1 protein-coding gene is annotated in these 3,105 nt (G+C 57.6%); it reads left to right on the forward strand.

Going from position 1 to position 3,105, the window contains the following annotated elements; all coding sequences use genetic code 11:
* The first annotated feature begins 245 nt into the window (after positions 1 to 245).
* Complete coding sequence (locus H5U08_RS14050; RefSeq protein ID WP_297034323.1) at positions 246 to 2,981, forward strand: hypothetical protein; 2,736 nt, start codon at positions 246 to 248, stop codon at positions 2,979 to 2,981.
* Positions 2,982 to 3,105 lie beyond the last annotated feature (124 nt).

Here is a 3,105-nt window from a genome sequence, read left to right on the forward strand (position 1 = left end):
TGAAGAGACAGCGCCGGGAAGGGGTGAGCGTGATGAGGGACCTGAGCATCTCCGTGCTCAAGAACGACACGCGTTCCGTGGACGAGCTGGCCAGGATGGGCGACGAGTTCGTGCGAGCGAGTCGCAGAATGCGGATATTACCGGGGTGCACGAACGTGCTGGGGAAAAGGCCTGGCATCGTGAGTGGCCCTGCCGTTTTTTGGTGCCCTTCCAAGTGTGGTCCTTCCGGAACGAGGAGGCAAAACATGCGAGTGGGATCTGTAGCGAGTGCGGTTTTTGTTGTCTGTATTTATACAATCGCCTGTGGCGAAAGCATCTGGCAAGAAGGGGAACAGCCGACGGCGCAAAAGATGAACCGCCATCCTTGGTGGTATGATCAGGTGAAAAAAGAGTTCCTCTCGGGAGGTGACTGGATCAGCAATTTTTCAGAAGAGAAAGAAGGCACCGTCGAATACCGAATCCGTGTGCGAGAGGGCGGTGAATACGTTCTGTGGCTGCGAATCAATCCGGTACGCACTCGCGTATCCCTCAGCATTGACGGTGGCGGCTGGCGGGAACTGGATCTCTCCAATGCCCTGGAGGTCACCAACATCGCGGCGGACGGCAAAATCGATCTGCGTTTCATTGGCTGGGTCAATGCCGGGCGGGTGACGCTCGCTCCCGGTGAACACACCATTGCCTTCCGCTTCCATGGAGAATTGCAGCACCACGGTGGTCTGGACGCGTTCGTTCTCACCAACGAGCGATTCTCGCCGAAGGGGCTGGCCAAACCGGGCTCGCCGGAAACCCAGGCGGATGTCGTGACGGAGATCGGAACCTGGGCGTTCCAACCGAGTGAAGATCCCATCCGGCCCGGATCCCTCATCGACCTTCGTGACCTCAATGAGCCAATCGCCGGGGAAAAAGGTTTCATCCGGCTTTCCGCCGATGGAATGAGTTTCGTTCGCGGAGACGGGCAGCCCATTCGCTTCTGGGCAGTCGTGGATTATGGCTGGCGGATGGAACCCGACAAGATGCAGCGACATCTCCGCTGGCTGGCGAAACTGGGGGTGAATATGGTGCGCGTGCATGCCCAGTTGTGTGTGGAAAAAGAAGGGGCCAGATTGACGGACGTGGATGAAAAGGTCATCGATCAGATCCAGCGGTATGTCGCCGAGTGTAAAAAGCACGGCATTTACGTGACGATCTCTCCCTACTGGTCGCACACGCAGAAAATTCCGGCGAGCTGGGGACTCGATACGTACACGGGGCATTCCGGTCCGGAAGGGCTCATCTTCTTCGAAGAAAAACTTCAGAACGCCTACAAAACCTGGGTGAAAGAACTTTACACGCGCCCCAATCCCTACACGGGCATCCCCCTGTCGCAGGATCCTACCGTGGCGATCATCCAGGTGCAAAATGAGGATAGCATTCTCTTCTGGACTTCTCAGAACATTCGGGAACCGTTCGCCGGCAAGCTCCGCCAACTGTTCGCGAAGTTTCTCGTCAAGAAGTACGGCTCGCTGGAGAAGGCCCAGGCAGCTTGGGGCGGGGCCAAACACGAAAAAGACCGCCCTGAGGCTGGCGAAATGTGGATGGAAATCATCTGGCGGATGACGTCCCAGGCCCCGAAGCCCAATGCCGCCTGGGCGAAGCGGCTTGCCGACCAACTCGAATTCATGAGCCGTCTCCAGTACGACTTTTACGCGGATATGGCGAAGTATTACCGCGAAACGCTGGGATGCAGACAACTTTTGAACGCGACCAACTGGCGGACCGCCGATCCTGTGCTACTCGAGGATTGTGAACGCTGGACCTACACCGCAATGGATGTCTCGGCGCTCAATCGGTACACGGGGGTTATTCATATCGGCCCGAATAACGGCTGGCGGATCGATCCCAACCACTTCTATTTGAGTCAATCGTGCCTGGTCAATCCGGACGAATTCCCTGGCGCCCTCAAGCAAACGGTGGGCCAACCGATGATCCTCACCGAGGTGGCCTGGGTCCACCCGGGATTATATCAGACAGAGGGGCCGTTCCTGGCTGCGGTGTACATGTCGCTGACAGGGGTTGACGCATTTTACTGGTTCTCATACGGCGACGAATTCTGGACAACGGATCCCGTCTGGCCGTGGTGGAAAGTAGGCGGGCTTAACTCTCTCAAAAAATGGGAAGGCTCTGTTCCGACTCAGGCGGGGATGTTCCCTGCCGCGGCCGTTGCCTACAGGCTGGGGTACATTCGACCGGCGGACGAGCCCGCCGTGTACGAAGAGCGAAGTCTCCAGGGGATGTGGGAGCGACGCGTCCCCATCATCGCGGAAGCGGGGAAATTTGATCCTAATCGGGACCCCGGGGATTTTGCTCCTCAATCGCCGATCAAGCAGGAGGTGGATCGGTTGGCGTTTTTTGTGGGGCCGGTTCATGTTAAATTTGACGGCCAGGAAAAGAACAGCCGGGTCGTTGATCTATCCCGTTATATCGATCGAGAAAAAGGCATTGTCCGCAGTATGACGGGGGAAATCACCCTGGATGTTCGCAACGGGGTCTGCACGGTGAACACGCCCAAATGCCAGGGGTGCACAGGGTTTCTCAAGCGTGCAGGTGGGCGGTTCCGTTTTGACGACGTGACACTTACTTCCGACAACGATTACGCCACGATCATGATTGTGGCCATGGACAACCGCCCATTGCGGGACTCGGAGAAGGTCCTCGTTCAGCTCGGAACCACTGCCCGAATGACTGGCTGGACCGAGCGTGACGCCACTTTCGAATCGGGAGGGCAGAAGCTCCGGGGCAAGCAGATTCTCGATACAGGGCGACCACCATGGCGACTGGCGGATAACCGGGTCAAGCTTGCGCTGGACAACCCGTCGCTGCAACGAGCGATCGTTCTGGACGTCGATGGCTATCCCCGCGAGGAAGTCTCCCTGGAGCACCAAGGCGGTGCGGTCATGCTGGATGTTCCCCGCGACTGCCTGTATGTCATTTTGACGAAATGAACGGCCCGCGAACCGGACCAGGTTACCGAGGCAGAGAAGGAGGAATTACCGCGGTAGTACGAAAGCGCCATCCGGAACTCCGGAACTGCGCATAAAACAGCCTACCTGGTTGAGGAAAACCTTC

This window comes from Thermogutta sp., from assembly GCF_014359955.1.
GTDB lineage: Bacteria > Planctomycetota > Planctomycetia > Pirellulales > Thermoguttaceae > Thermogutta.

Coding starts and splice junctions, on each gene's coding strand:
- H5U08_RS14050 (WP_297034323.1), top strand. CDS start 246: ATGCGAGTGGGATCTGTAGCGAGTGCGGTTTTTGTTGTCTGTATTTAT.